Origin of the sequence: Variovorax monticola, assembly GCF_051216855.1 — a bacterium.
GTDB lineage: Bacteria > Pseudomonadota > Gammaproteobacteria > Burkholderiales > Burkholderiaceae_C > Variovorax.
Window position 1 is genome coordinate 603,375 of record NZ_JBPJZP010000004.1, and the last position, 25,147, is coordinate 628,521.

Genomic DNA, 25,147 nt, shown 5'->3' on the forward strand with positions numbered 1-25,147 from the left:
GCGGCGCTTAGAAAAAATGCGAGACGGTGAGTTGTTCATTTTCGCCGTCGTCAGGAACCGGCCGAATGAATGTGGGCCGCAACGTGCGGCCGCATGAGAGAAGAAAACTGAAGGGTGCGCCCGAAAAGCGCCCGTGCTGGCGCGCCGCGCACGGCGTCATTCAAATACTTCGGCGTCGGCCAGACGTCTGCCGGTCTGGTCCTTGGCGGACAACACGAAATCGCTCTGCAGGTCGGGCCAAACGATGGCGATGGCCGGGTCGTTCCAGGCAATGCAGCGTTCGTTGGCCGGGGCGTAGTAGTCCGTTGTCTTGTACAGGAAGTCAGCGGTATCGCTCAGCACCAGGAATCCGTGCGCGAAGCCCGCGGGCACCCACAATTGCTTGTGGTTTTCTTCGCTCAGTTCCTGTGAAACCCATTTGCCGAAAGTCGGCGACTTGCGCCGGATGTCCACCGCCACGTCGAGCACCGTGCCGCGCACCACCCTCACCAGCTTGCCCTGCGGCTGCTGAATTTGGTAGTGCAAGCCACGTAGCACGCCCTTGACCGAGCGCGAGTGGTTGTCCTGAACGAAATCGACATGATGGCCGACCGCTTCGTCGAAGGCCTTCTGGTTGAAGCTTTCGAAGAAGAAGCCCCGCGCGTCGCCGAACACCTTGGGCTCGATCACCAGCACATCGGGAATGGCTGTCGGCGTGGCCTTCATGAGCGCACCTCGTCGTTCAGCAGGTGCCGCAGGTATTTGCCGTAGCCGCTCTTCTCCAGCGGCGCCGCGAGCTTCTCGAGCTGTTCACTGGAGATGAATCCGTTGCGCCACGAAATCTCTTCCGGACAAGCAATCTTCAACCCCTGCCGATGCTCCAGCGTCGCAATGAACTGGCCCGCTTCCAGCAGGCTGTCGTGCGTGCCTGTGTCCAGCCAGGCGTAGCCGCGCTGCATGATCTGCACGTTCAGCTGGTCCAGTTCGAGGTACGCCTGGTTGACGGCGGTGATCTCCAGCTCGCCGCGCGCGCTCGGCTTCACGGCCTTGGCAATGTCCACCACCTGGTTGTCGTAGAAGTAGAGGCCGGTGACGGCGTAGCTGCTCTTGGGCTTCAAGGGCTTCTCTTCGATGCTGCTGGCCTTGCCCTTCGCGTCGAACGCGACCACGCCATAGCGCTCCGGGTCTTGCACGTGGTATGCGAACACGGTGGCCCCGGACGGCTTCTTGTCGGCGTCGGCGAGCAGGTTCACGAGATCGTGGCCGTAGAAGATGTTGTCGCCCAGCACCAGCGCGCTCGGCGAATTGCCCACGAACTTGTCGCCGATGAGAAAGGCCTGCGCCAGGCCGTCCGGGCTCGGCTGCACCGCGTACTGCAGGTTGATGCCCCACTGGCTGCCGTCATCCAGGAGTTGCTGGAAGCGCGGCGTGTCCTGCGGCGTGCTGATGATCAGGATGTCGCGCATGCCACCCAGCATCAGCGTGCTGAGCGGGTAGTAGATCATCGGCTTGTCATACACGGGCAGCAGCTGCTTGCTGAGCGCCAGGGTCGCCGGATGCAGGCGGGTGCCCGAGCCGCCGGCCAGGATGATGCCCTTGCGTTGAGTCGTCGTGGTCATGCTTTTCTTCTCGTGTGAATTCACGCGTCAGAGCGTTTCGCGCAGCATGCGCGCAACGCCGTCCTGCCACGGGGGCAGGCGCAGGCCGAAGGTGGTCTGCAGCTTGGTGGTGTCCAGGCGCGAGTTGTGCGGGCGCTTCGCCGGGGTCGGGAAGGCGCTGGTCGGCACGGCCTCGACGGCATCGGGTCCGGCCTTGAGCTCGACGCCGGCCTGCTGCGCCAGCCCGAGCACATACCGCGCGTAGCCGTGCCATGTGGTTTCGCCGCCGGCAATCGCGTGATAGAGGCCGGCTTTCTTGGGGTCTTGCAGCGTCGCCCGGATGGCGTGCGCCGTGATGTCGGCCAGCAGCTCGGCGCCCGTGGGCGCGCCGAACTGGTCGTCGATGACGGTGAGCTTGTCGCGCTCCTTCGCCAGCCGCAGCATGGTCTTGGCGAAGTTGCCGCCGCGCGCCGCATACACCCAGCTCGTGCGAAAGATGAGGTGCTTTGCGCAATGCTGCGCCACCAGCTGCTCGCCCTCGAGCTTGGTCTGGCCGTACACACTCAGCGGGCCGGTCGCGTCGTCTTCCTTCCAGGGCGCGGTGCCGCTGCCGTCGAAGACGTAGTCGGTCGAGTAATGCACCATCAGCGCGCCAATCTGCTGCGCCGCCTCGGCCACCACGCCGGGCGAAGTGGCGTTGAGCTTGCGCGCGAACTCGGGCTCGCTCTCGGCCTTGTCGACGGCGGTGTGCGCCGCCGCATTGACGATGACGTCGGGGCGCACCTTCAGCACGGTCTCTGCCAGTTGCTCGGGGCGGCTGAAGTCGGCATGGAAATCGGTGCTGTCGAAATCGAGCGCCACCAGCTCACCCAGCGGCGCCAGGCTGCGCTGCAATTCCCAACCCACCTGCCCGCCCTTGCCAAGCAGCAGCAGCTTCATGCAGCAGCCTTCGCGTCGTACTGTTTTTCGACCCACTCGCGGTAGGCGCCGCTTTGCACGTTACGCACCCACTCGCTGTTCGCGAGGTACCACTCGACGGTCTTGCGAATGCCGGAGTCGAAGGTCTCGGCGGGCTTCCAGCCGAGCTCGGCTTCGAGCTTGCGCGCGTCGATGGCGTAGCGGCGGTCGTGGCCGGGGCGGTCGGTGACGTAGGTGATCTGTTCCTTGTACGGCTTGCCGCCGGCCTTGGGGCTGAGTTCGTCGAGCAGCGCACACACGGTGTTGACGATCTCGATGTTGGGCTTCTCGTTCCAGCCGCCCACGTTGTACGTTTCACCGAGCTTGCCGGCTTCGAGCACACGGCGGATGGCGCTGCAGTGGTCCTTCACGTAGAGCCAGTCGCGCACCTGCATGCCGTCGCCGTACACGGGCAGCGGCTTGCCGGCCAGCGCGTTGACGATCATCAGTGGAATGAGCTTTTCGGGAAAGTGAAACGGCCCGTAGTTGTTCGAGCAGTTGGTGGTAACCACCGGCAGGCCGTAGGTGTGGTGCCAGGCGCGCACGAGGTGGTCGCTGGCGGCCTTGCTGGCCGAGTACGGGCTGTTGGGCTCGTACTTGTGCTCTTCGGTGAAGGCGGGGTCGGTCTTGGAAAGCGAGCCGTAGACCTCGTCGGTCGACACGTGCAGAAAGCGGAAGGCTGCCTTTTGCTCGGCCGGCAGCGCACTCCAGAAGCCGCGCACGGATTCGAGCAGGCGGAAGGTGCCGAGCACGTTGGTCTGCACGAAGTCTTCGGGGCCGTGAATGGAGCGGTCGACGTGCGATTCGGCTGCAAAGTTGACCACGGCGCGCGGCTTGTGCTCTGCCAGCAGGCGGTCGAGCAGCGCGCTGTCGCCGATGTCGCCCTGCACGAAGATGTGGTTGGGGTTGCCCTTGAGCGACGCGAGGGTCTCGAGGTTGCCCGCGTAGGTCAGTTTGTCGAGGTTCACGACCGGCTCGTCGCTGTTCGCGATCCAGTCGAGTACGAAATTGGCGCCAATGAAGCCAGCGCCGCCGGTAACCAAGATCATGGGGTCCCCTGTTATATGAAGCATTTGCCCTGCGGCAAACGAACTGGCGATTATCCCATTGGGTCGGTGTGCCGAAACACAAGGCTTGTCTCGCGGGCGCAACCGGTGTTTACAATCGGCCACACTGCAGGAGAGCGGGCCACCCAGGTGGCCCTACCGAAGGCGCAAACTCCCATGAACGCTCAGGTCGGCCCGACGAGGTCTTCGAAGAAGATTTCGGCAAGGGGTCAGTACTGCACCAACTGACAACGCCGTCTGGAGAGCCATCGCACCACGCACAGTGGCAACGATGCACCGAAGGAGCAAACCCGCTGCGGGCGCAACGGGTGAATCTCTCAGGTACCGAGGACAGGGGGAGCGGCAACTTGGACCACGGTCGTCCGGTTGCCTGCTATTGATTCAATAGCACACCACGCCCGTCGTTCAAGCGCTTCAACCTCAAAAGGTATTTGAAATGCGCGTGATCGTTCTTGGCGCCGGCCTGCTCGGCGTGACCTCGGCTTACTACCTCCAGCAACTCGGCCACGAAGTGACCGTGATCGACCGGCAGGCCACCCCGGCCGCCGAAACCAGCTTTGCCAACGGCGGGCAAATTTCCGTGAGCCATGCCGAACCGTGGGCCAACCCGGGCGCACCGCTCAAGGTGCTGCAGTGGCTGGGCAAGGAAGACGCCCCGCTGCTGTTTCGCATTCGCGCCGACATGCGCCAGTGGCTCTGGGGCCTGCAGTTCCTGCGCGAATGCACGCCAGCGCGCACCCGCCACAACATCGAACAGATCGTGCAACTGGGCACCTACAGCCGCGACGTGTTGCAACAGTTGCGCCGTGACACGCACATCGACTACGACCAGCGCACCCAGGGCATCCTGCACTTCTACACGACGCAAAAGGAGTTCGACGGCGCCCTCGCCCCCGCCGAGCAGATGCGCGCGCTGGGCTGCGAACGCCAGGTCATCTCAGCCGACGAGGCGGTGAAGATCGAGCCCGCCCTCGCCCACATCCGCCCCAAGCTCGCGGGCGCCACCTTCACGGCGGAAGACGAATCGGGCGACGCCAACCGCTTCGCGCGCGAGCTCTCGAAACTGGCGGCCGCGGCCGGCGTGAAGTTCTTGATGAGCCACACCGTCACCGCCCTGCGCGAAGCCGGCGGCAAAGTCGACCACGTCGAGGTGACCGACGCCGAGGGCCGCTTCCAGCGCATTCGCGGCGACGCGTTCGTCATGGCGATGGGCTCGCTGAGCCCGCTGCTGGCCGCGCCGCTGGGCATCCGGCTGCCGATCTACCCGGCCAAGGGCTACTCGGTGACGCTGCCCGTGAAGGACGCCTCCAAGGCCTACCAGGTCTCGCTGACCGACGACGAGTTCAAGCTGGTGTTCTCGCGCTACACCTCGGCGTCGGGCGACCGCCTGCGCATCGCCGGCACGGCCGAACTCAACGGCTACGACCGCGACCTGAACCCGGTGCGCTGCGAAGCCATCGTGCGCCGCGTCGAAGCGCTGTTTCCGGGCGCCGGCGACACCACGCAGGCGCAGTTCTGGACCGGCCTGCGCCCCGCCACGCCGAGCAACGTGCCGCTGATCGGCAAGACCAGGTTGGCGAACCTGTTCTTGAACACCGGCCACGGCACGCTCGGCTGGACGCACGCCTGCGGCTCGGGCAAGTCGATCGCGCGCATCGTGAGCGGGCTGGCGCCCGAGGTCGATTTCGCGTTCACCGGCGGCATGCCTGCGCCGCAGTCGCGCGTGCTGCAGCCGGCGTGATCGCCAGGGTCAGTCGTTGCTGGTGAACACCGTCAGGACGCCGGTGTAGCCATACAGATGGTGGCGGGCAATTTCGCCCGCCGCGAAGAAGCCGACCAGCGGCACGTCGCCCAGCGCATGCCGCACGATCTGCAGCTCCGCGCCCGGCGCGCCGAAGTGCGGCCCGCCGCGCCCCGAGCAGCTCACGTACACCGCCCCGGCAATGCGCCGCGCCGGGTGCGGCGCGGCCTCGGCCTCACCCGCGGCCACGGCGCGCGCGGTGGCCAGCGTCTGCTCTTCGGGCTCCAGTTCTTCGCGAATTTCGGCGCAGATGCGCATCAGGTCGGCCCGCGCGGCCTGCGCGTTGCGGCGGCAGAAGGTCAGCCGCATGCCGGCCTCGGCCGTGTCGGCAATGGCGATGCCGCGACGCGTGGGGTCCAGGCCGATGATGTGGCGCACCAGCACATCGGCGCCCAGGTCGCCGGTGCGGCGGATGCCGTCGCTGCCCGCGTCGGCCAGCCCCACCAGCGTGTTGCGCACCGCGTCGATGGCCTCCTGCGGCCGCTCGAGCGACACCTGCAGGTCGGCCAGCAGCACGTCGAGCGCCGGTTCGCCGTCGAGCTTGAGCAGCAGGTTGCCGTCGGCCTCGGTGATCTCGCGCTCGCGCACCGCGCCCGAGCGCAGCGGCTGGCAGCCCTGCGTGACGCGCGACACCACCCGCACGCCCTCGCCGAACACCACACCCGACATGCCGCCCGAAAACACGCCGCCCGCCGCGCCATGTCCGCGGATGTTGCCGTTGCCGCCGATGGCGAACTGCAGCGAGCCGTGGCGGCCCGACGACAACCCGCCGAACAGGTAGCCCGTGTCGGTGCGCCCGGCCATCTCGCCGATCAGCTCGGCCAGGTCGGGCGTCGCGGGGTCGGCATGCACCAGCGCCGTGTGCGCCTCGAAGCCGCTCATTTCGGAGTTGCCCAGCGGCGCCACGCCCGAGAACACGCGGTACTGGTCGCTCGGCAACGCGCACAGCATCAGGCTGATGCCGGGCTCGTCGAAGTACTCCGCGTTGTTGGCCGACACGCCGATGCCGACCGTGCCCGACCAGTCGGTCACCTCGGACAGCTCGGCGCTCAGGTGGTCGAGGATGTCCTGCGCGTCGCTGGCGTAGTGGTCGGTGATGTAGAGCAGCCCCAGGGTGGGCGCCGACGCGTAGTCGGGCAGGGCCATTTGCGCGCGCAACTGGGCCAGCACGAGGCCGGCCGCCATGCGCCACTGCGGATGGGTGGCATGACCGGAGGGAAACAACTTCATGATGCGTGCCGACCCGTTCTCTTCAAAAAATATCTGTGTATGACGTCAGCGCCGGGCGGAGGTTCGCTTGCGCGCGGCGGTGGCGGTCTTCTTTTTGGCGGCCGGCGCGGCAGGGGCCTTGCGTGCGGCGGCCTGCTTTGCGGCGGCTGGCTTGCGCGCGGCCGGCGTGCCCATCGCCTTGACGGCATCGGCCAGCGGCTGCGCCATGGCCGGCACCTTGAGCTGGGCCGCGTCCTGCAGCGCGGTGCTGGCGATCTGCTGGAACTGTTCGGTGAGCGCGCCCCACCACTGCATGGGGTCGACCACGCCCGCGCCGCCGGCCTTCGACCCGGCCGAAGCGGGCTTGCCGCGCGACTTCGCCGGTGCCGAGGTTTCTTCCTCGGGCGATTCGTCTTCGACCTCTTCGGGCTCGGGCGCGGGGGCCGGCGCGGTCGCGGCCGCCGCAGCCGCCGGCGCCATCGCGGCGGCCTGCTTGGTGAACGCGCTGGCGATGTCTTCCATGCGCACGTTCATGCCGCGCAGTGTGGACAGGGTCATTTTCTGCACCTCGAGCGCCTGGATCGTGGCCTTGAGCGCATGGCCGTTCTGCTCGAGCCAGTACTGCACCGTCTTGAGTTCCTGGATGCGCTTGTCGACCTCTTCCACGCTCAGCGTGGGCGCCACCCAGCTCGCCAGGCTCGGAATGCCGGGCACCGCGCCGGCCCCGGTACCGGCCCCTGCGGCCGCGCCGCCGGCGAGGTTCTTCAGGAAGTCGAATCCGGGGACGAACTGGCTGAAGTCGAAGGGCTTGTCGGCGTTGCTCATGGGGGGTCTCCAGGCTGGGTTTTCTTGTGCCGGCAGCTTACTCCAAGGCCCCGGGCTTTTCGCAGGCCTCAGAGCTCGCCGCGCACCTTGCTGAACACCTTCCAGAAGGCCGCGTCCTGCGAGGTCGCGAAGTTGATGCGCATCAGGGTGCTCGGCGGCCGGCGCGCATGGAACAGCGACCCCGGCGCCAGCAGGTAGCCCTGGTCGAGCATGCGCTGGGTGAGCGCGTCGGTGTCCACGCCGGTATCGACCCAGCCGAACAGCCCCGCCGGCTCCGACGCGAAGGTGCAGCCGTGCGACATGGCCAGCTTCACCGACCGGCTGCGCGCGCCGTCCAGCCGGACGCGCATGCGCTCGGCGTGGCGGCGCAGCTGGCCCTGGTCGATGCACCACGACAACGCCCGCTCGAACAGCGTGGGCGAGGTCAGCGTGGCCAGCAGCTTGGTCTCCAGCAGCCGCTCCTTGAGCGCGGGCGGCGCGGCCAGGAAGCCGATGCGCCAGTTGGGCGCCAATATCTTCGCGAAGCCGCTCACGTAGATGGTGCGCTGCAGCCCGTCGAGCGCGCTCAGGCGCGTGGCGTGCTCGGGCGCGAGGTGGCTGTAGGTGTCGTCCTCGACGATGTGAAAGTCGTGCGCGTTGGCCAGCTGCAGCACGCGGTGCGCGCTGCCGGGCGTGAGGCTGTAGCCCGTGGGGTTGTGCAGAACGCTCACGCTCACGAACAGCTTGGGCTTGTGCAGCAGGCAGTACTGCGCCATCACCTCCAGGTCGGGGCCGTCGGCGCGGCGCGGCACCGGCAGGATGCGCATGCCCAGCGCCTCCAGCCGCGCGAACTCCAGCGCCCAGCCCGGCTCCTCGACCATGACCGGGTCGCCCGCGCGCAGCAGCGTGCGGCTCACGATGTCCAGCGCATGGGTGGCACCGATGGTGGTCACGATCTGCTCGGGCGAGGCCGGCACGTTGATGCCCACCAGCTTCTGCGACAGGCTGCGGCGCAGCGCCATGTCGCCGGCGGGCTCGCCGTATTGCAGCGACAGCTCCTGCAGCACGGCCGTGCCGGTCATGCGCCGCACGGCGGTGGGCATGAAGGTCGACGCCATCCAGTCCGGCGGGAACACGCCCATGCCCGGCTGCGGCTTGTCGCTCGGGCGGTGGAACATGCTGCGGATCAGCGAGCTGGCGTCGGCCGGCACGCGCGAGGCCATCATCTGCACGGCCATCGCGGCGGGCATGCCGCTCACGGTGCCGGCGTCCGCGCCGTTGCTGGGGCGGCCGTCCTGTACCGGGGCCGAGTCGCGCACATAGAAGCCGCGTTGCCGGCGGGCCTCGACCAGCCCCTGCGCCAGCAACTGGTCGTAGGCCGCGACCACCGTGTACGGGCTCACGCCCTGCTGCCGCGCGCATTCGCGCACCGACGGCAGGCGCGCGCCGGGCGCCAGCAGCCGGGTGCGAATGCGCTCGGCCAGGCGGTCGGCCAGCTGGCTGGTGAGCGACTGGGTGGAGGTGCGTGTCAGCATGCGTGGTTCACTCGCGGCAGGAGCGCCCGCTCTCTTGAAGCGGCGCTGTGTCGAAGGATTGACCAATACAGATTCCGGGATTGTTCGATCATCTGTATTGGCACTGTAATGGTCTGAAGTTTAGAGTGTGTGCCATGAACTGGCAAGAATTCACCGCGCTGCTGGTGCTGGCCACGGCGATGAGTTTCTCGCCCGGACCCAACACCACGCTGTCCACCGCCCTGGCCGCCAACGGCGGCATGCCGCGCGCCATGCGCTTCGTCGTGGCGGTGCCCGTCGGCTGGACGCTGCTGCTGGCGCTGTGCGCCGCGGGCATCGGCGCGCTGGTGGTGGCGGTGCCCCCGCTGCGCGTGGCCATCAAGGTGCTGGGCATCGGCTACCTGCTGTGGCTGGCGTACAAGCTCAGCGGCAGCGCCACGCTGGGCAAGGCCGACGGCGACAAGCTGTCGGTCGGCTTCGGCCAGGGCGTGATGCTGCAGTTCGTGAACATAAAGGCCTGGCTGCTGGCGCTCACGCTGGTGGCGGGCTGGATCGCCGGCCAGCCCGACGCGCTGGGCCGGTTCGCCATCGTGGCGCCGGTGATGATGGTCTATGCCTTCGCGAGCAACCTTACCTATGCGCTGCTCGGCGCGCTGCTGCGCGACTGGCTGGCCAGGGGCAAGCGCCTCTTGTGGTTCAACCGCGCCATGGGCCTGGTGCTGGTGCTCACGGCCTGGTGGATGGTGCGCGTATGAAGCTCGACATCAGGGACGAGACGCTGGGCATGTGGCTCGGCGTGCTGGGGGTGGCGATGTTCGCCGTCACGCTGCCCATGACGCGCCTGGCCACCGGCACGCAGGACGCACCGCAGCTGTCGCCGTGGTTCGTCACGCTCGGGCGCGCGGCGCTGGCGGGCGTGCTGTCGGCCATCTTCCTGCTGGTCACGCGCTCGCGGCGCCCGGCCGCGCACCAGTGGAAGTCGCTGGGCATCGCGGTGCTGGGCAACTGCATCGGCTTTCCGCTGCTGCTGGCCTATGCACTGCGCGTGGTCACGGCCAGCCATGCGGCGGTGGTGACGGCGCTGCTGCCTCTGGTGACAGCCGCTGTCGCGGCCTGGGTGCTGCACCAGCGCGCGCGGCTCGGCTTCTGGCTGTGCGCCGTCGCGGGCAGCCTGCTGGTGGTGGTGTTCTCGGTGCTGCGCGCGAGCCAGACCGGGCATGGCTTCGGCTTCGAGTGGGCCGACCTGCTGCTGGTGGGCGCGGTCATCGCCGCATCGTTCGGCTACATCTACGGCGCGCAGGTCACGCCCTCGCTGGGCGCCGAGCGCGTGATCTGCTGGGTCTGCGTGATGGCGCTGCCCTTCACGCTGCCGGCCACGCTGGCGCTGTGGCCGACGCAGCCCATCGCCACGGCGTCGTGGCTGGGCTTCGTGTACGTGGGCATGTTCTCGATGTGGATCGGCTTCTTCGCCTGGTACCGCGGCCTGGCGCTGGGCGGCGCGCTGCGCGTGAGCCAGACGCAGCTGCTGCAGCCGTTCCTGTCGATCCTCGCGTCGATCCCGATCCTGGGCGAGCCGCTGGACCCGGTGACGCTGGGCTTCGCCGTCGCCGTGGTGGCCACGGTGGTGGTCGGCAAGCGGCTGTCGCAGCCGGTGAACGCGGGCAAGCCCATGAAGGCGGCCGCGCCGAAAATAGCGCCAGCCGCCGCCGGCAAGGCCGGCCCGCACGGGCGCTGATCCGCCTGTACTCTCTCCTTCGAATCTCACCTCACCGCCTGAAAGAAACCCATGAACTGGAAACTCGCCGCACGTGCCGCCAAGATGAACCCGTCGGTGCTGCGTGAAATCCTGAAGGTCACCGAGCGCCCCGGCATCATCAGCCTGGCCGGCGGCCTGCCCTCGCCCAAGACCTTCCCCATCCAGGCCTTCGCCGACGCCTGCGCCGAAGTGCTGCACACCGACGGCCAGGCCGCCCTGCAGTACGCCGCCAGCGAAGGCTATGCGCCGCTGCGCCAGGCCGTGGCCGACATGCTGCCGTGGGACGTCGACGCCTCGCAGGTGCTCATCACCACCGGCTCGCAGCAGGGCCTGGACCTGGTGGCCAAGGTGCTGATCGATCCGGGCAGCAAGGTGCTGGTCGAGACGCCCACCTACCTGGGCGCGCTGCAGGCCTTCGGCCCGATGGAGCCGAACCCCGTGGGCGTGGCCAGCGACGACGACGGCGTGATCGTCGAAGACCTGGTCGCCAAGGCACGCGGGACCGGAGGGCGCGCTTCGGAAGACGCCGCGCGCTTCGTCTATTTGCTGCCCAACTTCCAGAACCCCACCGGCCGCACCATGACCGAAGCGCGCCGCGCCGCCGTGTCCGCCGCCGCCGCCGAAGCGAACCTGCCGATCATCGAAGACAACCCCTACGGCGAACTCTGGTTCGACGAAGCCCCGCCGCTGCCGCTGGCCGCGCGCAACCCCGAAGGCGTGATCTACCTGGGCTCGTTCTCCAAGGTGCTGGCACCCGGCCTGCGCCTGGGCTTCCTGGTGGCGCCCAAGTCCATCTACCCGAAGCTGCTGCAGGCCAAGCAGGCGGTCGACCTGCACACGCCGATCTTCACGCAGCGCATGGTGTCCTCGGTGATGAAAGACAACTTTCTGGACCGCCACGTGCCCACCATCCGCGCGCTGTACAAGCGCCAGCGCGACGCGATGGTCGCCGCGCTGAAGCGCGAGATGGCCGGGCTGGACGTGCAGTTCAACGTGCCCAAGGGCGGCATGTTCCTGTGGGCGCGCCTGCCCGAGGGCATCGACACCGTCACGCTGCTGCCCAAGGCGGTGGAGCGCAACGTGGCCTTCGTGCCCGGCGCGCCGTTCTACGCGGGCGAAGGCGATCCGCGCACGCTGCGCCTGTCGTTCGTGACGGCCAGCGTCGAGCAGATCGACATCGCCATCGCCGCGCTGGCGCAAACGCTGCGCGAAGAGCTGGTGCTGCTCGGCGACAAGACGCTGGCGGCCGCGCAGATCTGAGGCAGCCACCCACCCCACCCACCAGGAGCCTTCCTTGATCGGCCTCGCCACGCTCTCGCTCTTTTTGCTCGCCGTGCTGGCGCTGTTCTTGTCGCCGGGCCCGAACATGGCCTTCGTGCTCTCGCACGGCGTGGCCCATGGCCCGCGCGGCGGCTTCGCGGCGGCGCTGGGCATCACGGCGGCCGACCTGGTGCACACGCTGTTCGCGGCGACCGGCGTCACCGCGCTGGTGGCCGCGTGGCCGCCCTCGTTCGACGTGCTGCGCTATGCGGGCGCGCTGTACCTGGTGTGGCTGGCGGTGCAGGCCTTGCGAAGCGGCGGCGGTCTTCGCATGGGTGCGCAGGCGCAGCCCGCGGGGTTCGGCCGCATCGTGCGCATGGCGCTGCTGAACAACCTGGTCAACCCGAAGGCGCTGCTGTTCTTCATGGTCTTCCTGCCGCAGTTCGTCGACCCCGCGCGCGGCAGCGTGCCGCTGCAGCTGGTGCAGCTCGGCGTGGTGCTGTCGCTGGCCGCGCTGGCGTTCAACACCTTGCTGGGCGCGTGCAGCGGCCAGGTTGGCCGCTGGCTGCAGCGCCGCCCCGGCGCGGCGCGCCTGCAAAGCCGCCTGCTGGCCGCCGTGATGCTGGGCCTGGCCGTGCGCCTGCTGTTCCTCGACCGGCCCACGCCGCGCTGAGAAAGACACCCCCATGAATGTCCTGAAAATCGCAGCCTTCTCCGACGGCGAGACGGGCGGCAACCCCGCCGGCGTCGTCATCGGCGACGCATTGCCCGACGCGGCGCGGATGCAGGCCGTCGCCGCGCAAGTCGGCTTCTCTGAGACCGCGTTCGCGGCCCGCACCGCCGACGGCTGGCGCGTGCGCTACTTCTCGCCGCAGTCCGAAGTGCCGTTCTGCGGGCACGCGACGATCGGTTTGGGCGCCGCGCTCACGCTGCAGCACGGCGACGGCGTGTTCGCGCTGGCGCTCAACCATGCGCGGATCACAGTCGAAGGCCGGCGCGACGGCCGCCTCGTGGCCGCGGCGTTGCAGTCGCCCCCCACGCGCAGCGCGGGTGCGGCACCCGCGCTGGTGTCCGACGCGCTGGCCCTGTTCGGCTACACGGTCGGCGACCTCGACCCGCGCATTGCGCCGGCCGTCGCGCACGCGGGGGCCGATCATCTGGTGCTGGCCCTGAAAAGCCGGGCCCTGCTGTCGGCCATGCACTACGAACTGGAGGCCGGGCGCGCCCTGATGAACGGCGCCGGCCTCACGACCATCCTGCTGCTCCACGCCGAGACCGCGCAGCGGTTCCACACCCGCAACCCCTTCGCGTCCGGCGGCGTCTACGAAGACCCCGCGACCGGCGCGGCCACCGCCGCGCTGGCAGGCTGTCTGCGCGACATCGCCTGGCCGCACGGCGGCGCCATCGACGTGGTGCAGGGCGAAGACATGGGCATGCTGTCGAAGCTGCATGCCGACATCTCGCCCGCCGCGGGCAGCTCGGTCCGCGTGTCGGGCACCGCGCGGCTCATGGCGGCGTGAACCGACGAATCAACGAAAGAAACCCGACCATGCTCAATATCTGGGGCCGCATCAGTTCGATCAACGTCCGCAAAGTGGTGTGGTGCGCGCAGGAGCTCGGCCTGGACTTCCAGCGCACCGAGGCCGGCGGCAAGTTCGGCATCGTGCAGACGCCCGAGTACCTCGCGCTCAACCCGAATGCGACGGTGCCCACCATCGACGACGGCGAAGGCGCCGAGCGCGTGACGCTGTGGGAGTCGAACGTGATCGTGCGCTACCTCTGCGCCAGGCACGCGCACGGCAGCTTCTACCCGAGCGAGCTGCCCGCGCGCTTCGATGCCGAGCGCTGGATGGACTGGCAGCAGACCACGCTCAACCGCGCGAGCCGCGACGCCTTCATCCAGTGGGTGCGCACCCCGCCGTCGGAGCGGCAGCCCGCGCTCATCGACGCGTCGGTGCGCGAGAGCGAGACGCTGTTCGCGATGCTCGACGCGCACCTCGGCACGTACGCTTACATGGGCGGCGACGCCTTCACCATGGCCGACATTCCGCTCGGCTGCGAAGCGCACCGCTGGTTCGGCCTGCCGGCCGCCGAATACCGCCGGCCCACCTGGCCGAACGTCGAGCGCTGGTACGCCGACCTGCTTTCCCGTCCGGGCGCGCGCGGCGTGCTCGATCTGCCCCTCGAATGAATCCGATGAAATCCCGCCCCTTCAAGCAAGTCGACGTCTTCACCGCCACCGCGTACTACGGCAACCCGCTTGCCGTGGTGATCGACGGCCAGGACCTCGGCGACGAGGCCATGCAGCGCTTCGCGCAGTGGACCAACCTGTCCGAGACCACCTTCCTGCTGCCGCCGACCGACCCCGCCGCCGACTACCGCGTGCGCATCTTCACGCCCGGCGGCGAGCTGCCCTTTGCCGGCCACCCGACCATCGGCAGCTGCCATGCGTGGCTGCAGGCCGGCGGCAAGCCCAAGGCGGCCGGCCAGGTGGTGCAGCAGTGCGGCGCCGGTCTGGTGCCGCTGCGGCGCGACGGCGCTCGCCTGGCCTTCGCCGCGCCGCCGCTCAAGCGCAGCGCCCCGAGCCCCGCGCTGCTCGCCAAGGTGGCGGGCGCGCTGGGCCTGAAGGCGCAGCAGATCGTGGCGGCGCAGGTGCTCGACAACGGCCCGGTCTGGTTCGGCCTGCTGGTCGCCGATGCCGACGCCGTGCTGGCGCTGCAGCCCGACCACCGCGCGCTGAAGGAACTGGGCGTGAAGGCCGGCGTGGCGGGCGTGCCCGCGGCGCACGACACCGCGCTGCTCATCGGCCGTTCGAACCGCGAGGCGCGCGCCTTCGGCAACCGGCCCGCCACGCCGAACGAAGACGGCGCCAAGATCGACCTGGAAGTGCGCGCCTTCGCGGAGCCCATCGGCGTGCAGGAAGACCCCGTCACCGGCAGCCTGAACGCGAGCCTGGCCGAATGGCTGATCGCCGACGGCCACATGCCCGAGCGCTACCTGGCCGCGCAGGGCCAGTGCCTGGGCCGCGCGGGGCGCGTGTACATCGAGCGCGACGCCGCCGGAAAGATATGGGTCGGCGGCGACGCCGTGACCTGCGTCGACGGCCACGTCACGCTGTAGCCCCGCACAAGCAAGGAGACCACGCACCATGCACGCGCAACTCGACCACCTCGTGATTGCCGCCGCCTCGCTCGACGAGGGCGTGGCCTGGTGCGAAGCCACGCTCGGCGTCGCGCCCGGGCCGGGCGGCGCGCACCCGCTGATGGGCACGCACAACCGCCTGCTGAACATCGCGAGCGACGCCTTTCCGGCGGCCTACCTCGAAATCATCGCCATCGAGCCGGGCAAGCAGCCGTCGCGCCCCAAGACGCACCGCTGGTTCGACCTGGACGACGCCGCGCTGCAGGCCGGGCTCGCGCAGCGCGGACCGCGGCTGATTCACTTCGTGGCCCGCGTGCCCGACGCACAGGCCGCTGCGCGCGCCCTGGCGCACGAGGAGCATGCGCACATCGACCGCGGCCAGTTGCTCGAGGCCTCGCGCGACACGCCGGCCGGGCGGCTCGAATGGCAGATCACGGTGCGCGACGACGGCCAGCGGCTGTTCTACGGCGCGCTGCCCACGCTCATCCAGTGGGGGCCGGTGCATCCGACCGACGCCATGCCCAGGTCGGGCCTGGCGATGCGTGCGCTGCGCGCGGTGCATCCGCGCGCACCGGCGCTGGCGGCCGCCCTGTCGGCCGTGGGCTTGACCGCCATGCCGGTGGACGCCGGCCCGCCGAACCTCATTGCCGTGCTCGACACGCCGCGCGGCCCCGTCACGCTCGAATCGAAAGGACTCTGACCATGCTGGGCCTCACCGACATCGCCTGGTTCGCCCTCGCCTCGCTGCTGCTGGCGCTCACGCCGGGGCCGAACATGATCTATTGCGTCTCGCGCACGCTGATCCAGGGCCGCCGGGCCGGGCTCATCTCGCTGGGCGGCGTGCTGACGGCCTTCGTGGTGCACCTGTTCGCCGCCGCGCTCGGGCTCACCGCGCTGCTGCTGGCCGTGCCGCTGGCGTTCGACGCCATTCGCCTGGCCGGCGCGGCCTACCTGCTGTGGCTCGCGTGGCAGGCCGTAAAGCCCGGCGGCAATGCGCCGTTCGAGGCGCGCGTGCTGCCGGCCGACCCGCCGGCCAGGCTGTTTCGCATGGGCTTTCTGACGAACCTGCTGAACCCGAAGGTGGCGATGTTCTACCTGTCGTTCTTTCCGCAGTTCATTCACCCCGAGCGCGGCTCGGTGCTTCTGCAGAGCATGCAGCTGGGCGTGGCGCAGATGGCGACCAGCGCCGCGGTCAACACGGTGATGATTTTCGGCGCCGCGAGCATCACGGCCGTGCTGTCGCAGAGCGCGGGCTGGCTGCGCGCGCAGCGCTATGTGATGGGCAGCGTGCTGGCGGCGCTGGCCGTGCGCGTGGCGCTCACCGAACGCAAGTAACCATCGAACAAGGGCACCCGTGAGATTCACCCGCGAAGAAATCGAAGCCGCGCAGCGCACCGTGCACGCAGCCATGCCGCCCACGCCGCAGTACGCATGGCCGCTGCTGTCGCAGCGCCTGGGCGCCACGGTGTGGGCCAAGCACGAGAACCACACGCCGGCCGGCGCCTTCAAGATCCGCGGCGGCCTGACCTACTTCGAAACGCTGGCGCGCGAGCATCCCGAGGTGCGCCATGCCGTCAGCGCCACGCGCGGCAACCACGGCCAGTCGGTCGGCTTCGCCACGCGGCGCCACGGGCTGGCCGCGACCATCGTGGTGCCGCATGGCAACTCGACCGAAAAGAACGGCGCGATGCGCGCGCTGGGCGTGACGCTGGTCGAGCACGGCGACGACTTCCAGGCGGCCTCCGAACATGCGGGCGTGCTGGCCGAGCGCGGCGGGTTGCACCGGGTGCCGTCGTTCCACCGCGAGCTGGTGCGCGGGGTGTCGACGGCGTACGTTGAATTTTTCGATGCGCTGCCGGGCACGCCGCCCGACGTGCTGTTCGTGCCCATCGGCCTGGGTTCGGGCTTTGCCGCTGCGGCGGCGGCGCGCGCGCATTGCGGTGTGTCGACCCGGCTCATCGGCGTGGTGTCGGCCCATGCCACGGCGTACCGCGATTCCTTTCGCGCCGGCAAGCCGGTCGAGTCGCCCGTCAGCACGCGGCTGGCCGACGGCATGGCCTGCCGCACGCCGGTGCCCGAGTCTGTCGCCGTGATCCTGCGCGAAGCCGACGACGTCGTCACGGTCACGGACGACGAGATCGCCAACGCGATGCGCATTCTCTTCAGCGACACGCACAACGTGGCCGAGGGCGCGGGGGCCGCGGCGCTGGCGGCGGCGCTTCAGCAGCAGGAACGCTGGCGCGGCAAGACGGTGGGCGTCAGCGTGAGCGGCGGGAATGTCGACTCGGACATGTTCGCGGGGGTGCTGAGGGGCGCCGCCTAAGGCAGCGGCCCGGTATTGGCCGTGCTCAACGGCAGGCGCGACACCTCCGCCAGCAGCAGCGCCAATTGCTGCGCGGCCGCATCGATCACCGCCTGACCGCTCTCAGCCGTCGCAGCGGCCGCATTGCCCGCGGCGCCGTGCGCGTTGTAGTCCTCCATGGCCCAGCCGAGCTTGGCGCTCTTGCCGTTGCCGAGGATCGCGTAGTCGGCCGCGCGCTGCTGCGACGTCGAACTGAAATCCTTCGCCTCGCCCATGCGCACCAGTTGCGGCGTGAGCGCCAGCATCATCGAGGTCTCGATCTCGCCCGCGTGCACGCCGAAGCGGTGCTCCTGCGCGCTGAATTGCGCGTTCGCGTCCCCCAGCGGCAGGTTGAACCAGCTCACGCTGTAGACGATGAGCCCGTGCGTCGCGCGCAGTTCGCGCGCCACGATGTCCATCGCGCCCACGTGGCCGCCGTGTGCATTGAAAAGCACCAGCTTCTTCACCCCGGCGCGCGCCACGCCCGCGCCGATTTCGTTCCATACACGGATGAGCGTCTCGGCCGACAGCGTGAGCGTGCCCGCGAAGCGCGCGTGCTCCGGGCTCAGCCCGATCTGTTGCGTCGGCAGGAACAGCACCGGCAGTTCGGCCGGCAGCAGCGGCAGCGCGGCCGCGACGATGCCGTCGGCCAGCACCGTGTCCACGCCCAGCGGCAGGTGCGGGCCGTGCTGCTCGGTCGCGCCCAGCGGCAGCACCGCGACCGTGGCCGCCGCGTCGAGCGACGCGAAGTCGCGCGTGGTGAGCTGGGACCAGAAGCGGGGAATGGAGGCCGAAGGAGCGTTCATCGCACGATCTTAGTGGGCTACCCGAACCGGTGGGCCTGTCGCCGTTGTCTGACATGCCACTGCCTTTTTTGAGGCCGGAAACGTAAACATGTTCACGCTTTTCTCTGAAAACTGGCACTAAAGTTTGCATTTGTTGACGTTTGTACCTAGAGTCGTCCGCAGAGTCACTTTCAAGAACTATCGCTTTGCGGCATCGATCCGCGCTTTAGTTCGGCTTTCGTGCAGGCATCTCGCCGCATGAGAGACGGTTCAAGGGAGCAGTGTGAATATCCAGAAAAAAACTGGAGGCACGGTCACGTTCGGGCGCAAATCGACGCTCACGGGGTCGCTGTCTCATCGCCTCGCCAAAGCAGCACGGGGAATCGCCCCCATCGTTTGCGTCCTGGCCCTCGACCCGTCGGCGGCCTTCGCGCAGCTTGGCGTCGTTGCGGCCCCTGCGTCCGACACGGGCACGGCGGCCTACAGCCCGCAACAGCACGATGCGCTGATCGCCGCGCGCCGCGACGGCCGCGTCACGCCGGCACAGGCGTTGCAACAGTTCAAGGCATGGCTCGCGTCGCCGCTGGGCGAGGCCGAGCGGCGGCGCGCCGCGTCCGACGCGGTGGTCGTGGCGGTGGCCGACGGGCAGTTCGCCGAAGCCGTGGCGCTGGCGCGCCGGTTCCGGCCGGCAGGGCTGAACGACTACGCGCTGGGCCCGCTCACGGTGGCCGCCCGGCGCACGAAGGACCTTGCCTTGCAGGGCGAGACCGTCAAGCTCTGGCGCGCACGGCAACCCGATGCCCGCGAGCCGCGCATCCACGAGGCCTACTGGCGGCTCGACAGCGGCGACGTCGCGGGGGCCAAGGCCATCTACGCCGCCCTGTCCGCGCAGCCCTCGAAGCAGATCGACGACCGCGTCTCGCTGCTGGAGCTGCGCGCCGCGGTGGCACGCGCCGACAACGATCCGTTGCAGGCCCTGGCCGCCTACACCGAGGCCGGCGCGCTGCGGCCCGAGCGCGCCGACCTGCGCCGCGAGGCCGACTTTCTGCTTGCGGGCAGCGGCGCCGCATCGAGCGCCTTCGACGACGCCGAGGCGGCGGAGCGCGCCAAGCCGGGCAGCTTCTCGCCGCTGGCGCTTTCCACCCTGCAGCAGGAGGCCCTGGGCCAGCAGTTGCGCTGGGCCATCCAGGAACGCGACCAGCGCCTGGGCGCGGAACGCGTGGTCGCGCTCGACCGCGTGCTGGCCGCGCAAGAAGCCGCACTGGCCCGCGCCGATGCCGCCGCCCTGCAGGCCGACCCCGCGGATGCGCCCGCCTGGCGCGCCCTGCGCGTGCGGCTGCTGTGCGACCGCCTGCTGGCGCTGGTCGAACGCGGCCGCCCCGCCGACGCCATCGCGCTGTACGAGTCGATGCGCGCCGCCGGCACCGAATTGCCGTTCTACGGTCTGGGCGCCGCGGCCCGCGCCTATGCGCAGGAGCGCCGCTCGGCCGAGGCCGTGCCGTTGTTCGAGGCGGCGGTCAGCAAGGGCGGGGACGACGTGCCCATGCCCGACCCGCTCTACTTCGGCTTGGTCTACGCCTACCAGGACACCGGCCGTTTCGACGATGCGCAGGCACTGCTCGCGCGCCTCGAAGGCGCCACCCCGACCTACCTGCGCCTGGCACCCGAAGCGCGCCGCCCCAACGAGCAGTACAGCGACGTGAGCGGCCTGCGCGGCTTGCTCACGCTGTACGGCGACCGGCATGCGCTGGCGCAGCAGCAGTTCGACGTGCTGACGCGCGAGGCGCCGCTGAACGCCGGCTACGCCTACGGCGCGGCGCTGACCGAGCGGATGCGCGAGCACCCCGAGGCCGCCGTGGCGCGCTTCGAGGCGCTGGCGGCCGACCACCCCGACGACATCAGTGCGCGCACCGGCCACGTGGAAGCCCTGCTCGACGCCGACGAATTCGCCGAGGCGCGCCGCCGAGCCGAATCGCTGGTGGCCGATGCGCCCGACACGGCCGAGGTGCGCGAGATGGAGCGCAAGCGGCGCGCCATCACCGGCCCCCGGCTCGATGTCGATGCCGAGGCCTCGCGCGGCGGTGCGGCCATTGCCAGCCGCGAATGGCGCGTCGACAGCCGGCTCAGCTCGGGCCTGATCGACGACGAATGGCGCCTGTTCTACGACCAGTCGCTCGGGCGCGGCAACACCGACATCGGCAACGCCAACTGGGCGCGCGGCGGCCTGGGCCTGGCCTGGCAGCGCGGCCCGTGGCTGGCCGAAGGCGCGCTGCAGCATTCCAACGGCGGCCCCTACCAGAACAGCGTGGCCGGCCGCGTGGACTACCGCGCCAGCGACGCCTGGCGCCTGTCGGCCACCTACGACGGCGACAGCAAGGAGCTGCCGTGGAAGGCCCGCGTGGCTCGCATCGGCGCGCGCGACACCGGCGCCAGCGTGGGCTACGTGGTGAACGAGTCGCGCCGCTTCGACCTGCAGTACCAGCGCCTGGACTTCAGCGACGGCAACGTGCGCAACGGCCTGCAGCTGGGCTGGCGCGAGCGCTGGATCAGCACGCCGGGCTTCCAGCTCGAGACCCAGCTGACCACCGCCGCCGGCCGCGGGCGCGCCGTGGACGCGCCCTACTTCAACCCGTCGAGCGACAGCAGCACCGAGCTCGGTGTGCGCGCGCAATGGCTCAACTGGAAGCGCGACGACCGCCAGTTCTTCCAGGTGGTGGGGCTGAGCGGCGGCACCTACCGGCAGGCCGGCTTCGGCAGCGGGCCGCTGTGGAGCCTGCGCTACGAGCACCGCTGGGAGCTCGGACCCAAGCTCACGCTGCGCTACGGCCTGAGCATTTCCAGCCATCCCTACGACGGCGTGCGCGAGCGACAGCGCGGCGTCTTCCTGAACCTCTCGATGCCCCTGCCGTGATGCGAACGATGAAGAACTTCCTCTCCCTTTGGCGCGCAGCCTTGCTGGGGCTGCTGCTGGCCGTGGCGCTGCCCGCGCCGGCGCAGCCGCTGCCGCCGGCCGACCCCAGCGACGGCCTGACCTTTCGCGTGCTTTCGTTCCACGACGTGCGCACCAACGTGCGTGCCAGCTTTGCGGATTCGCCCGACGAAACCGCCGTGGACGAACGCACCTTCGCCGAGGTGTTCGCCTGGCTCGACCACAGCGGCTACCGGCCGGTGAGCCTGCAGCAGATCGTCGACGCACGCGCCGGCGGCAAGCCGCTGCCGGCCCAGGCCGTGCTGCTGACCTTCGACGACGGCTACCGCAGCGCCTACACCAAGGTGTTCCCGCTGCTCAAGCGCTACAACTACCCGGCGCTGATGGCGCTGGTGACCAGCTGGCTCGATGTTCCGCAAGGGCAACTGGTGCACTGGGGCGACAAGCCCGCGCCGCGCGACAACTTCCTGCTGTGGAGCGAAGCCGCCGAAATGGCGCGCTCGGGCCTGGTCGAGTTCGCGAGCCACACCGATGCGATGCACACAGGCATCGCCGCCAACCCGCAGGGCAACCTGCTGCCTTCGGCCGCCACGCACCGCTACGACAGCGCCACCGGCCGCTACGAAAGCGACGACGCCTACGCACGCCGCGTGGAGACCGACCTGCGCCGCAGCCGCGAGATCATCGAAGCGCGCACCGGCGCCAAGGTGCGCGCCACCGTGTGGCCCTACGGCGCCTACAACACCGCGGCGCTGAAGGCCTCGGAACGCGCGGGCATGCCCATCACCTTCACGCTGGACGACGGCCCCAACACCGGCGCGGTGCCGCTCAGCCGCATCCGCCGCGCGCTGGCCGCCTACGACAACCAGGCGCCCGAATACGCCCGGCTGCTGCGCAGCCCCGTGGGCGGCGAAGTGCGCCCGGTCAACCGCGTGATGCACGTGGACCTGGACTACGTGTACGACCCCGACCCCGCGCAGCAGGAGCGCAACCTGTCGCTGCTGATCGACCGCGTGGCCGCCGTGCGTCCGCGCTCGGTGTTCCTGCAGGCCTATGCCGACCCCGACGGCGACGGCGTGGCCGACGCCCTGTACTTTCCCAACCGCCACCTGCCGATGCGCGCCGACCTGTTCGCGCGCGCCGCCTGGCAGCTGCGCACCCGCACCGGCGTGAAGGTGTACGCGTGGATGCCGGTCACGGCGTTCCGCCTGCCCGCGGCCAACCCGCTCGCCACCCACACGGTGGTGACGCAGGCCGGCACCACGCCCGACGGCCGCTACCACCGTCTCTCGCCCTTCGACCCGGCCGTGCGCGCGCTGGTCGGCGACATCTACGAAGACCTGGGCAGCCATGCCTTCTTCGAGGGCCTGCTGTTCCACGACGACGCCATGCTCGCGGACGACGAGGACGCCAGCCCCGCCGCGCTGGCCACCTACGAACGCTGGGGCCTGCCGCGCGACGTGGCCGCGATCCGCGCCGACCCCGCGCTGATGGCGCGCTGGACCACGGCCAAGACGCGCTACCTGATCGACTTCACGCACGAGCTCGCCGCGCGCGTGGGCGCCTGGCGCCCCGCGCTGGAAACCGCGCGCAACCTGTATGCGCGCCCGCTGCTCGAGCCCCAGGCCGAGCAGTGGTTTGCGCAGAACTACGAGGCCTCGCTCGCCGCCTACGACTACGTGGCGCTGATGGCCATGCCGCGCATGGAAGGCGAAGCCGGGTACCAGGCGTCGCAAGCCTGGCTGTCGCGGCTCGCCAGGCGCGCCGCCGACACGCCGCGCGGCCTGGACGGCACCGTGTTCGAGTTGCAGGCGCGCGACTGGCGCACCGGCGAGCCCGTGCCCGACGCCGAGCTCACGCGCCAGTGGACGCTGCTGCAGCGCGCCGGCGTGCGCCATCTGGGCTATTACCCCGACGACTTCCTGAACGACCAGCCCTCGCTGGACACCGTGCGCCGGGCCATCTCGGTGCGCAGCCTGCTGCCGCGCGCCCTGGGGCCGGCCTCCGCTGAAATTCCCCCGCAGTCCCCGCAAGGAGAACGCTCGCCATGAGCTCCAGCCATTTCCTCGCGCAGACGCTGCCCTCGCTGCTGTTCGGCTTCGTCTTCTACTACCCCTTCTTCATGGCCTACGTGTGGATGGCGGGCGGCCTGTCGCATGCGTGGGTGTTCGAGCGCAAGCGCCACATCGAGGGCAACCCGCTCGAGCGGCTGCCCGCGTTTCCGCTGGTCACGGTAGTGGTGCCCTGCTTCAACGAGGCGCCGCACCTGCGCGAGGTGATCGAACAGCTCATGCGCACGCGCTACCCGAACTACGAGGTCATTGCCGTGAACGACGGCAGCACCGACGGCACCGGCGAGCTGCTCGACGAGATGACGCGCGAGTACAGCCGCCTGCGCGTGGTTCACAACGCCAGCAACCAGGGCAAGGCGGTGGGGCTGAACACCGCCTGCCAGCTGGCGCGCGGCGAGTACATCCTGGGCATCGACGGCGACGCGCTGATCGACGAGAACGCCATTGCGTGGATGCTGCAGCCGATGCTGGCGTCGGAGCGCATCGGCGCGGTCACGGGCAACCCGCGCATCCGCACCCGCACCACGCTGCTGGGGCGCATGCAGGTGGGCGAGTTCTCATCGATCATCGGGCTCATCAAGCGCTCGCAGCAGCTGGTGGGCACGCTGTTCACGGTGTCGGGCGTGATTGCCATGTTCCGCCGCCGCGCGGTGATCGAAGTGGGCTTCTGGAGCCCCGACGTGCTCACCGAAGACATCGACATGAGCTGGAAGCTGCAGCTCGCCGGCTGGAAGCTGCGCTTCGAGCCGCGCGCGCTGTGCTGGATATTGATGCCCGAGACCTTGCGCGGCTTGTGGAAGCAGCGCCTGCGCTGGGCCATGGGCGGCATCCAGACCATGCTGCGCTACACGCCGCGCATCCTGCGCCCGGGCAACTGGCGCATGTGGCTCATCTACGCGGAGTACATGACCAGCGTGGTGTGGGCCTACGCCATGGCCGCGGTGCTGGTGGTGAGCCTGGCGCGCCCATTCCTGCCGGTCGACTCGCTGTGGCACTCGGCGCTGCTGCCGCACTGGCAGGGCACGCTGCTGGCCATGACCTGCATCCTGCAGATGCTGCTGAGCCTGTGGATCGATCGCCGCTACGACCGCGACCTGCTGCGCTATTTCGCCGGAACGATCTGGTACCCGATCGCTTTCTGGACCCTGACGATGGCGACCACCGTCGTCGCCCTTCCCAAGGTCCTGCTACGCCGGCGCGGCAAGCGCGCGGTATGGACCAGCCCTGACCGAGGAGTTTCCGATGCGCAATGAAATCAATGAGATCCTGACCCACAGCCGTTTTCCCGAACACGACGACACGCCGCCGCCGAGCCGCTCGCGCTCTTGGGGCCAGCCCGCCGTGGACGAGCCGATCATCGACGCCGCGCGCATTCCGCTGCGCGCCTTCGGCAGCGGCCGTTCGCCCCGGCGCACGCTGGCCATGTACCTGTGGCTGCGCGTGGCGCGCCCGGCCCTGACCATCGCCATCTGGTTCTGCGCCATCTGGTATGCGTGGCCCTACGTGCTGGGCGCGCGCTCGCAGCCCGAGGTGATGCACCTGCTGGGCCTGTACGCGGTGCTGATCGGCGTGATCGCGGTGGCGATGCTGGTGATGGCGCCGTGGCGCCGCCGCCAGAACAAGCGCGAGGCGCCGCCCGAGAAGGAAGAGTCGTCGCTGTTCGCGCTGGCCTCCTTCATCGACGTGCCGCCGGCACGGCTGTCGGCCTGGCAGCGCACGCGCCAGCTGCTGGCGCACCACGACAACAACGGCCACCTGCGCGACGCCACCGACACCGCGCCGGGCGCGCTCGAACCCGAGCCGCTGCAGCGCGCGGGCGGGCGGCGCTGAGCCGGTAGCGCTGGAGTTCGCGGCGCACAGCCGCGTCCGTGCAGGGGTTTCACGGCGGTGCTTCAATCGCCGGCGCATTCCCCCTTCATCACGGCCAAGGACTT

General features: G+C 69.7%; 23 protein-coding genes and 2 riboswitches. Of the genes, 15 read left to right on the plus strand and 8 right to left on the minus strand.

Annotated elements, in window-relative coordinates; all coding sequences use genetic code 11:
- Positions 1-156: 156 nt before the first annotated feature.
- Genes rfbC through rfbB form a run of 4 tightly spaced genes read right to left on the minus strand, consistent with a single transcriptional unit; the run spans position 157 to position 3,583 of the window.
- Entirely contained in the window at positions 157-705 is a 549-nt protein-coding gene (rfbC, locus tag ACSFA5_RS17390) for a dTDP-4-dehydrorhamnose 3,5-epimerase (protein ID WP_435445287.1), read from the minus strand.
- Positions 702-1,598, minus strand: a complete 897-nt coding sequence (gene rfbA / locus ACSFA5_RS17395) for a glucose-1-phosphate thymidylyltransferase RfbA (RefSeq protein ID WP_435445288.1) — start codon at positions 1,596-1,598, stop codon at positions 702-704. Before rfbA ends, rfbC begins: the two co-directional genes overlap by 4 nt.
- Before the next feature lie 27 nt (positions 1,599-1,625).
- Positions 1,626-2,516 carry a dTDP-4-dehydrorhamnose reductase gene (gene rfbD, locus ACSFA5_RS17400; RefSeq protein ID WP_435445289.1) on the minus strand — a complete coding sequence of 297 codons (891 nt, stop codon included), beginning with the start codon at positions 2,514-2,516 and terminating at the stop codon, positions 1,626-1,628.
- Positions 2,513-3,583: a dTDP-glucose 4,6-dehydratase gene (gene rfbB / locus ACSFA5_RS17405; protein WP_435445290.1), complete on the minus strand. Its 1,071-nt coding sequence runs from the start codon at positions 3,581-3,583 to the stop codon at positions 2,513-2,515. The genes rfbD and rfbB overlap by 4 nt, the downstream gene beginning before the upstream one ends.
- A gap of 117 nt (positions 3,584-3,700) precedes the next feature.
- Positions 3,701-3,798: riboswitch (glycine riboswitch) on the plus strand.
- Positions 3,799-3,828: 30 nt separating this feature from the next.
- Positions 3,829-3,945, plus strand: a riboswitch (glycine riboswitch).
- Between the two features lie 92 nt (positions 3,946-4,037).
- On the opposite strand from rfbB, the gene ACSFA5_RS17410 reads away from it, so the two are divergent.
- A complete protein-coding gene (locus tag ACSFA5_RS17410; RefSeq protein ID WP_435445291.1) occupies positions 4,038-5,342 on the plus strand; it encodes a D-amino acid dehydrogenase in 1,305 nt (434 codons plus the stop codon).
- A gap of 9 nt (positions 5,343-5,351) precedes the next feature.
- Here ACSFA5_RS17410 and ACSFA5_RS17415 read toward each other — a convergent pair whose 3' ends face one another.
- From ACSFA5_RS17415 to ACSFA5_RS17425, 3 genes are all read right to left on the minus strand, one after another.
- Positions 5,352-6,632, minus strand: coding sequence for an FIST signal transduction protein (locus ACSFA5_RS17415; protein WP_435445292.1), 1,281 nt, complete (start codon positions 6,630-6,632; stop codon positions 5,352-5,354).
- A gap of 45 nt (positions 6,633-6,677) precedes the next feature.
- Positions 6,678-7,436, minus strand: coding sequence for a PhaM family polyhydroxyalkanoate granule multifunctional regulatory protein (locus ACSFA5_RS17420; RefSeq protein WP_435445293.1), 759 nt, complete (start codon positions 7,434-7,436; stop codon positions 6,678-6,680).
- A gap of 68 nt (positions 7,437-7,504) precedes the next feature.
- Positions 7,505-8,950 carry an aminotransferase-like domain-containing protein gene (locus ACSFA5_RS17425; protein ID WP_435445294.1) on the minus strand — a complete coding sequence of 482 codons (1,446 nt, stop codon included), beginning with the start codon at positions 8,948-8,950 and terminating at the stop codon, positions 7,505-7,507.
- 134 nt (positions 8,951-9,084) lie between these two features.
- Between ACSFA5_RS17425 and ACSFA5_RS17430 the strand changes: the two genes are divergently transcribed.
- Genes ACSFA5_RS17430 through ACSFA5_RS17475 form a run of 10 tightly spaced genes read left to right on the plus strand, consistent with a single transcriptional unit; the run spans position 9,085 to position 17,409 of the window.
- Positions 9,085-9,684 (plus strand): LysE family translocator, encoded by a 600-nt coding sequence (locus ACSFA5_RS17430; RefSeq protein ID WP_435445295.1) that lies wholly within the window; start codon positions 9,085-9,087, stop codon positions 9,682-9,684.
- Positions 9,681-10,664: a DMT family transporter gene (locus ACSFA5_RS17435; RefSeq protein ID WP_435445296.1), complete on the plus strand. Its 984-nt coding sequence runs from the start codon at positions 9,681-9,683 to the stop codon at positions 10,662-10,664. The genes ACSFA5_RS17430 and ACSFA5_RS17435 overlap by 4 nt, the downstream gene beginning before the upstream one ends.
- Before the next feature lie 51 nt (positions 10,665-10,715).
- A complete protein-coding gene (locus tag ACSFA5_RS17440; protein WP_435445297.1) occupies positions 10,716-11,945 on the plus strand; it encodes an aminotransferase-like domain-containing protein in 1,230 nt (409 codons plus the stop codon).
- A 34-nt stretch (positions 11,946-11,979) separates the two neighbouring features.
- Positions 11,980-12,618 carry a LysE family translocator gene (locus ACSFA5_RS17445; RefSeq protein WP_435445298.1) on the plus strand — a complete coding sequence of 213 codons (639 nt, stop codon included), beginning with the start codon at positions 11,980-11,982 and terminating at the stop codon, positions 12,616-12,618.
- 13 nt (positions 12,619-12,631) lie between these two features.
- The gene (locus tag ACSFA5_RS17450; RefSeq protein WP_435445299.1) at positions 12,632-13,465 is read left to right on the plus strand and encodes a PhzF family phenazine biosynthesis protein; all 834 of its coding nucleotides are present in this window, start codon (positions 12,632-12,634) and stop codon (positions 13,463-13,465) included.
- Between the two features lie 29 nt (positions 13,466-13,494).
- Complete coding sequence (locus ACSFA5_RS17455) at positions 13,495-14,136, plus strand: glutathione S-transferase family protein (protein ID WP_435445300.1); 642 nt, start codon at positions 13,495-13,497, stop codon at positions 14,134-14,136.
- 5 nt (positions 14,137-14,141) lie between these two features.
- Positions 14,142-15,065, plus strand: coding sequence for a PhzF family phenazine biosynthesis protein (locus ACSFA5_RS17460; RefSeq protein WP_435445301.1), 924 nt, complete (start codon positions 14,142-14,144; stop codon positions 15,063-15,065).
- Positions 15,066-15,093: 28 nt separating this feature from the next.
- The gene (locus ACSFA5_RS17465; RefSeq protein ID WP_435445302.1) at positions 15,094-15,786 is read left to right on the plus strand and encodes a VOC family protein; all 693 of its coding nucleotides are present in this window, start codon (positions 15,094-15,096) and stop codon (positions 15,784-15,786) included.
- Positions 15,787-15,788: 2 nt separating this feature from the next.
- Positions 15,789-16,421 carry a LysE family translocator gene (locus tag ACSFA5_RS17470; RefSeq protein WP_435445303.1) on the plus strand — a complete coding sequence of 211 codons (633 nt, stop codon included), beginning with the start codon at positions 15,789-15,791 and terminating at the stop codon, positions 16,419-16,421.
- Positions 16,422-16,440: 19 nt separating this feature from the next.
- A complete protein-coding gene (locus ACSFA5_RS17475) occupies positions 16,441-17,409 on the plus strand; it encodes a threonine dehydratase (RefSeq protein WP_435445304.1) in 969 nt (322 codons plus the stop codon).
- On the opposite strand, the gene ACSFA5_RS17480 is transcribed toward ACSFA5_RS17475, so the two are convergent.
- A complete protein-coding gene (locus ACSFA5_RS17480) occupies positions 17,406-18,233 on the minus strand; it encodes a creatininase family protein (protein WP_435445305.1) in 828 nt (275 codons plus the stop codon). The two genes, ACSFA5_RS17475 and ACSFA5_RS17480, sit on opposite strands and share 4 nt — an antisense overlap.
- A gap of 262 nt (positions 18,234-18,495) precedes the next feature.
- Here ACSFA5_RS17480 and pgaA point away from each other — a divergent pair, with 262 nt between their 5' ends.
- Genes pgaA through ACSFA5_RS17500 form a run of 4 tightly spaced genes read left to right on the plus strand, consistent with a single transcriptional unit; the run spans position 18,496 to position 25,043 of the window.
- A complete protein-coding gene (pgaA, locus tag ACSFA5_RS17485; protein ID WP_435445306.1) occupies positions 18,496-21,123 on the plus strand; it encodes a poly-beta-1,6 N-acetyl-D-glucosamine export porin PgaA in 2,628 nt (875 codons plus the stop codon).
- Between the two features lie 8 nt (positions 21,124-21,131).
- Positions 21,132-23,192 carry a poly-beta-1,6-N-acetyl-D-glucosamine N-deacetylase PgaB gene (gene pgaB, locus ACSFA5_RS17490; protein ID WP_435445307.1) on the plus strand — a complete coding sequence of 687 codons (2,061 nt, stop codon included), beginning with the start codon at positions 21,132-21,134 and terminating at the stop codon, positions 23,190-23,192.
- Complete coding sequence (gene pgaC, locus ACSFA5_RS17495; protein ID WP_435445308.1) at positions 23,189-24,466, plus strand: poly-beta-1,6-N-acetyl-D-glucosamine synthase; 1,278 nt, start codon at positions 23,189-23,191, stop codon at positions 24,464-24,466. Before pgaB ends, pgaC begins: the two co-directional genes overlap by 4 nt.
- Entirely contained in the window at positions 24,456-25,043 is a 588-nt protein-coding gene (locus tag ACSFA5_RS17500; RefSeq protein WP_435445309.1) for a PgaD family protein, read from the plus strand. The genes pgaC and ACSFA5_RS17500 overlap by 11 nt, the downstream gene beginning before the upstream one ends.
- Positions 25,044-25,147 lie beyond the last annotated feature (104 nt).